Source organism: Mycobacterium sp. TH-M15 (genome assembly GCF_057473705.1).
The window spans coordinates 1-7,153 of the sequence record NZ_JBYCLB010000663.1 but is presented as its reverse complement, the minus strand read 5'-3'; the positions used below and the strand labels follow the sequence as shown (position 1 = coordinate 7,153).

Below are 7,153 nucleotides of genomic sequence, written 5' to 3'. Positions count from 1 at the left end.
GCCAGGCGCTCTGCCGCGACAACCGCCCGCCGCGGGACTTGAGGAAGATCGCCGGCGTGCCTCGGCCGTGCCGGGCCAGCTCCGGCCGCCCCCGGACCAGGTAGGCGTCCAGCGCCGCCACCGCGGGCCGGCCCACCGGAACCAGCCGCTGCTTTCCGCCCTTGCCGCGCAGCAGCACCGAACGGGCCTGCGTGTCGACATCGTCGACGTCCAGCCCGACGGCCTCCGATATCCGAGATCCGGTGGAGTACAACAGCTCCAGCAGCGCGCGACTGCGCAGGGTCAGCGGCCCGTCCGACGGGCTGTCGCCGCCGGCGGCGGTGAGCAGGGCGAGCACCTCGTCGACGGTCAGGCTCTTGGGCAGCCGACGGCCCGGCGTCGGCGGCTTGACGTCGCGGGCCACGTCCAGCGCGGTCAGCCCCTCGGCGGCGGCGAACCGGTGCAGGCCGCGCACCGCGATCAGCGCCCGGGCGGCGGAGACCGCCGACAGCGCCGGCACCGCGTTGGCTGGGTCGCCGCGCTGCAGCGCCACCAGGAACTCGCTGACGTCGGCCTCGCCGGCCTGCGCGATGTCGTCGACGCCGCGGCTGGCCAGGTGCTCCCGGTAGCGCAGCAGGTCGCGCCGGTAGCAGCTCAACGTGTTGGCCGCCACCCCGCGCTCGATCGTCAGATGGTCGAGGTAGCCCTGCAGCTGGGCCTGCAGCGGGCTGTCCGGTCCGGTCGCCGTCGCCACCGTGGTCATCGTTCGTCCTGTCGGGCGGCGAATGCGGTCGGCCGGTCGGTCCAGGCCGCGTCCACCGGGCGGGCCTGAGCGGATCCCCGGGTCAGGGCGTGCCCGGCCAGGATCCCGGCGACCGCGATCGCGTTGACGATCTCGCCGGCGAACACCATCGCGACCGCCTCGGCGATCGGGAACCAGCGCAGCGTCAGGTCGGCCTCTTCGTCGTCGTGCCCGGCCGGCCGGTCCACCCGGGTCAGCCCGGTCGCCAGGTAGACCCGCACCGATTCGTCGCTGAAGCCCGGCGTGGAGTCCAGGTCCACCAGCACCTGCCACGCCCCGGCACTGAGCCCGGCCTCTTCCCGCAGCTCGCGGGCGGCCGCCAGCTGCGGCGACTCGCCGCCGACGTCGAGCAGCCCGGCCGGCAGCTCCCAGAGCCGGCGGCCCAGCGGATGGCGGTACTGGTAGATCAGCGGGACATTGCCGCCCTCGTCCATGGCCAGGACGGCCACCGCCCCGTAGTGCTCCACCACTTCGCGGGTCACCACGGTGCCGCCGGGCATCCGCACCCGATCGGTGCGCAGCGCGAAGATCTTGCCGCGGTGCAGAACCTGCGAGGAGATCGTCTCGAACAGGTGCTCAGCCACGGGCTAGGCGTTCCGGGACGGCTTCGTGCAGCGGCTCGGCCGGCACCCGGGCGGCGCCGCCGTGCGGCCGGTCGCCGTTGATCTGCCCGTGCTCGTCCTCATGCTCCGGGATCTCAACCGGAAGTCGTTCGGCCGCTTTGTAATCAATCGCCGCCCCGACGAACGCGGCGAACAGCGGATGCGGTCGGGTGGGTCGGCTCTTCAACTCCGGATGGGCCTGGGTGCCGACGATGAACGGATACACGTCCGGCGGGTACTCGACGAACTCGACCAGCGTGCCGTCCGGCGACGTGCCGGAGAATCGCAGGCCACTCTCGGCGATCCGGTCCCGATAAGCGTTGTTGACCTCGTAGCGGTGCCGGTGCCGTTCGGACACCTCGGTAGCCTGATACGCCTGGGCGACAAGCGAATCCGGCTCCAACACGGCGGGGTAGGCGCCCAGCCGCATGGTCCCGCCGAGGTCGGCGTCGCCGGCGACGGCGGCCTGCTGGCCGGCCATGGTCGCGATCACCGGATGCGGGGTGTCCGGGTCGAACTCCGCCGAGTTGGCGTCGGTCAGGCCGGTCGATCGGGCGGCGTCGATCACGATGCACTGCAACCCCAGGCACAGTCCCAGCACCGGCAGCCCGCGCCGACGCGCGTAGCCGATGGCACCGAGCTTGCCCTCGATGCCGCGGATGCCGAAGCCGCCGGGGATCAGCACCCCGTCGACGTCGCCGAGCTCGGCGGCCGCGCCGGCCGGCGTCTCGCAGTCGTCGGACGGCACCCAGCGGATCTCGACTTTCGCCCGATGCTTGAACCCGCCGGCCCGCAGCGCCTCGGCGACCGACAGGTAGGCGTCGGAGAGGTCGATGTACTTCCCCACCAGGGCGATGCGCACCGTTTCGTGCGGGTCGTGCACCCGGCGCAGCAGGTCGTCCCATTCGGTCCAGTCGACGTCCTTGAACGGCAGGTTCAACCGGCGCACCACGAACGCGTCCAGCTCCTCGCGGTGCAGAACCTTCGGGATGTCGTAGATCGACGGCGCATCCGGGGTGGAGATCAGCCCGTCGATGTCCACGTCGCACATCAGCGCGATCTTGTTCTTCAGCGATTCGGGAACCTCGCGGTCACACCGCAGGATCAGCGCGTCGGGGGCGATGCCGATGCTGCGCAACGCCGCCACCGAGTGCTGCGTCGGTTTGGTCTTCAGCTCGCCGGACGGCGCCAGGTAGGGCACCAGCGACACGTGCAGGAAGAACACGTTCTCCCGGCCGACGTCGTGCCGGATCTGCCGGGCGGCCTCCAGGAACGGTTGCGACTCGATATCGCCGACGGTGCCGCCGATCTCGGTGATGACGACGTCCGGGCGTCGGCCGTCGGCGTCCGGCTCGGCCATGTCCAGGATGCGCTTCTTGATCTCGTCGGTGATGTGCGGGATCACCTGCACGGTGGCACCGAGGTAGTCGCCGCGCCGCTCCTTGGCGATCACCGTCGAATACACCTGACCAGTGGTGACATTGGCCGAGCCGGACAGGTTCCGGTCCAGGAACCGCTCGTAGTGCCCGACGTCCAGGTCGGTCTCGGCGCCGTCTTCGGTGACGAAGACCTCACCGTGCTGGAACGGGTTCATCGTCCCCGGGTCGACGTTGAGGTACGGGTCCAGCTTCTGCATCGTCACCCGCAGGCCACGGGCGATCAACAACTGCCCCAGGCTGCTCGCGGTGAGCCCCTTGCCCAGCGAGGAGGCGACGCCGCCGGTGACGAAGAGGTGCTTGGTGGCGGTCAGCGGATGCTTACGCAAGACGGGCAATACCAAACCTCCGTGACGGCCGGGCAAGACGGGAGCAGGATTACCCCTGCCGACCCACGGAATCTCACCCTAACACCGACACCCCGGCACACCCGCCGACGCGCCCGGGGACGTCCGCCGGCGGTCGGCTACACGACGGTGACCGAGTCGGCGCCCGCGCCGGTGCCGTACTGGCCGGGGCGCCCGCCGTGCACCAGGTCACCGGCGGCCATGATCACCGTGATCCGGCCGGCGGCGGTGTCGACGTTGTCGACCGTGCTGATCACGGCCGCTGTCCCGCCATCGGCTCGGGCCGCCGCCACCGCGCCGGTGCCGGACGCGCACCCCTCGCGGCCGGCCAGCACCACCGCCGAGCCGTGCGGCGCCAGTGCGGCCGCGAACCGGGCCACGCCGAGTCCCTGGTTGCCGGCGTCGCCATCCAGCCCGCTGCCGGTGATCACCAGCGCCGCGTCAGCCGCGCCGATGCGCTGGTCGGGATAGGCCAGAAACCCGGTGTTGCGCAGCGCGGCGAGCACGGTGTCGCGTGGCACATCCTCGGCCGGGGTGATCGCCGAGTCGCGGTTGACCAGTAGCGCGATCCCGAGCAGGTCGCCGGCCTGGGCGCTCGGGTCGGTGAGTTTGGCGTTGAGCTGCGCGCCGGCCGGGACCACGGAGGACTCGATCACCGCGATCAGCTTCGCCCCGGAATCGCCGTCGACGAACTGCTGGGTCAGCGCCAGCGTCCCGGTGACCCGCCCGCCGGCCGTCCCGACCAGGTGGGCCACCGCCGAGACGTCGGCGTCCCGCGCGTCCGGCGTCCGGAACACGACGACCGACTTGCCCGCCAACTCGTCGTGGACGATACGTGGCGCCATCCGGGCGGTGAACGCATCCGCGCCGCGCACGCGCTCGTCGAGCGCCTGTTCCTCTGCGTTCAGGCTGTCGACCTGGTGCTGCAGGCCCTGCTGCGCGTTCGGCCCCGACGGCACCCGGTGGAATGCACCCGAGCCCAGCACGACACCGACCGTGAGCGCCAGGAACACCGCGGCCAACGAGATCGCGTGGTGGCGCAGGGTGATCATCGCCCGGCCCGCCTAGCTAGCTGCCCAAGCCCCGCACGTGCAGGGCGAACCGGTTCCAGTACTCGGTGATCCAGTGCAGCACCGCGGTGTCGGTGCGCGAGACCCACAGCGCGACGACGGTGGCGGCAAGCATGGTGAGCACCAGCAGCGCGATCGCGCCGGCGGAGACGCGGTTGCGGTACAGCGTGCCGATCGCGCGGGCGTCGACCAGTTTCTCGCCGACCTTGAGCCGGGTGAGAAACATCGACGGGGTGCTCTGCTGCCGGGTCCGGTCGAAGAACGTCTCGATGCTGGCGGTGGTCCCGGCGGTGACCAGCAGGACGGCGCCGTGGTGGTCGGCCAGCAGCAGCGCCAGGTCCATCGCCGATCCGGCCGCCGGGAAGGTCATCGCGCCCACGCCGAGGTCCTGGATGCGCTCCAGCCCCGGCGCGTGGCCGTCGGCGTCGGCCGGCAGCACCACCTGGGCGCCGGACCGGAGCACGTCGGTGCCGATCCGATCGGGATCGCCGACGATCAACTGGGGGCGGTAACCCGCCCTGCGCAGCACGTCCGCACCGGCGCCGACGCCGATCAGCACCGGTTGGTACTCCTTGATGAACGGCTTGAGGCACTTCAGGTCGTCGGCGGCGTGTTGTTCGTCGCCGACCAGGACCACGTGCCGCCGCCGCAGGTCGACATCGATCTCCGGGATCCCGATCCCGTCGATCAGCAGCGGGCTCTCGCTGCGGATGAACTCGATGGTGTTGCCCGCGAACGCCTCCAGGTGGGTGACCAGGCCGCTCTTGGCCTCGTGCATCAGGTCGGAGATCTCGGTGTCGCTGCGCTCGACGCCCAGCACCAGCCGCCGGTCCCCGGAGTAGACGCCGCCGTTGTGCAGGCGGACCCTGGCGCCGTCCTTCACCTTCTTGAACAGTGTCGGCCCGGCCTCGTCGATCAGCGTGACGCCGTTGGCGACCAGCACCTCCGGACCGAGGTTGGGGTAGCGGCCGGAGATGGATGCCGACGCGTTGACCACGCCGGCGATATCCGCTTCCACCAGCGCGTCGGCGGTGATCCGGTCCAGGTCGAGGATGTCGAGAACGACGATGTCGCCGGGGCAGACCCGGCGCAGCAGCCGGTCGATGTCCCGGTCGACCCGGGCGGTGCCGACCAGGCCCGGCCGGACAGTGTTACGCGATAACAGGGCAGACATCCTCATGCGGGCGATTCTGGCCCGAAAACCCGGCCGCAGCCGGGAGGCACGCCGTAACAACAGCCTCAATAATTTTGTTCTGTCACTCTAGTCACAGCGTTCGGTCGTCGGCGGCGGTCGCCAGCAGCTCGCGCGCGTGCGCCCGGGCGGTGTCGGACTCCCCCAGCCCGGCCAGCATCCGGGCCAGCTCGGCGACCCGCTCGTCGCCGTCGAGACGGTGCACCCCGCTGGCGCCGTCGGGTCCGGCGCTGTCCACCGCCAGATGCGCGTCGGCGTACGCCGCCACCTGCGGCAGATGCGTCACCACGATCACCTGGTGGGTGCGGGCCAGCCGCGCCAGCCGACGCCCCACCTGCACCGCCGCCCGGCCGCCGACCCCGGCGTCGACCTCGTCGAAGACCATCGTGGTGCCCGCCGCCTGGCCCGCCGCGGTCGCCAGCACCACCTCCAGCGCCAGCATCACCCGGGACAGTTCGCCGCCGGAGGCGCTCTTGGCCAGCGGCAGCACCGTCATGCCGCGGTGCGCGGCGAAGCCGAACTCGACCTCGTCGACGCCGTCGGAGCCGACCCGCACAACCATCCCCGACGGCAGCGTCAGCGCCGCCGGGTCGTCGGCGCTGACGGTCAGGCCGGCCACCTCGACGGTGAACTCGGCAGCGCCCATGGCCAACCCGGCCAGCTCGGCGCTGACCGCCTCGGCCAGCCCCCGGGCCGCCTTGGACCGCGCATCGCTGAGCTCGGTCGCGGCGCGGGTGACCTCGGCGGTCAGCTCCTCGACGCGGTCGGCCAGCCCGGCCAGCGCCTCCTCCGACACGTCGAGCTCGGCCAGCCGGCTCCGGGAGTGGCCCGCCCAGTCCAGCACCCCGGCGACGTCGGACGCGTACTTGCGGGTCAGCGTGCGCAGCTCGGCCTGCCGCGCCAGTTTGCCGTCCAGCGCACCGGCGTCGCCGGGCAGCTCGGCCAGGTAGCTGCCGAGTTCGGTCGCCGCATCGGCCACCACGGTGAGCGCCTCGCCGAGCTGCCCGGCCAGCGCGTGCAGCGCACGGTCGTCGGTGCCGTCCAGCGCGGACCTGGCCTGGACCAGCCGGTCGGCGGCCGAGGTCGGCTCGGCCGCCGCGTCGTCGGTGTCGACGCCGGCCAGCGCTGCCCGCGCCGCCGCGGCCGCGGCCCGCAGCGCGTCGAGTTCGGAGAGCTGCCGGATCTGCGTGGTCAGCGCCTCGTCCTCGCCGGGTTGCGGATCGACCGCGTCGATCTCCCGCAGCGCGAAGGTGAGCCGGTCGGCCTCCTGGGCCAGCTCCCGGGCCCGGGCCCGCCGGTCGGCCAGGTCGCGCCGCGCCGCCAGCCAGTGCTCCCGCGCCGTGCGATAGCGCTCCAGCTCCGCGGCGACGCCGGCGAACCGGTCCAGCGCGCCGCGCTGCTCGTCCGGGCGCATCAGCCGGAGCTGGTCGTTCTGGCCGTGCAGGGTGAGCAGCCCGGCGGTGAACTCGCTCAACGATTTTGCGGGCACGCTGCGGCCGCCGAGGTAGGCCCGCGACGGCAGCTCGCGGCTGACCGAGCGCAGCGCGATCACACTGCCGTCCTCGTCGCGCTCCGCGCCGGAGGAGTCCAGGATCTGCTGGACCCGGCCGGCGGCCGATTCTGGAAGGTCAGCGGTGCTGAACCGGCCCTCGACCATCGCCCGCTCGGCTCCCGAGCGCACCCGGGTCGCGTCGGCGCGGGCGCCGCCGAGCAGGTGCAGCCCGG

6 protein-coding genes are annotated in these 7,153 nt (G+C 72.4%); all 6 read right to left on the bottom strand.

The window, feature by feature from the left end:
• Positions 1–742 (bottom strand): tyrosine-type recombinase/integrase (locus AC2VNT_RS16235; RefSeq protein ID WP_486947831.1); only part of this gene is annotated, 742 nt, incomplete at its 3' end.
• Complete coding sequence (locus AC2VNT_RS16230) at positions 739–1,365, bottom strand: NUDIX domain-containing protein (protein WP_486947830.1); 627 nt, start codon at positions 1,363–1,365, stop codon at positions 739–741. The genes AC2VNT_RS16230 and AC2VNT_RS16235, both read right to left, overlap by 4 nt.
• A complete protein-coding gene (pyrG, locus tag AC2VNT_RS16225; protein WP_486947832.1) occupies positions 1,358–3,148 on the bottom strand; it encodes a CTP synthase in 1,791 nt (596 codons plus the stop codon). Before pyrG ends, AC2VNT_RS16230 begins: the two co-directional genes overlap by 8 nt.
• A gap of 137 nt (positions 3,149–3,285) precedes the next feature.
• The gene (locus tag AC2VNT_RS16220; RefSeq protein ID WP_486947829.1) at positions 3,286–4,218 is read right to left on the bottom strand and encodes a copper transporter; all 933 of its coding nucleotides are present in this window, start codon (positions 4,216–4,218) and stop codon (positions 3,286–3,288) included.
• Positions 4,219–4,234: 16 nt separating this feature from the next.
• Positions 4,235–5,416, bottom strand: a complete 1,182-nt coding sequence (gene steA, locus AC2VNT_RS16215) for a putative cytokinetic ring protein SteA (RefSeq protein ID WP_486947828.1) — start codon at positions 5,414–5,416, stop codon at positions 4,235–4,237.
• An 85-nt stretch (positions 5,417–5,501) separates the two neighbouring features.
• On the bottom strand, positions 5,502–7,153 hold a 1,652-nt coding region (gene recN / locus AC2VNT_RS16210; protein ID WP_486947827.1), incomplete at its 5' end, for a DNA repair protein RecN.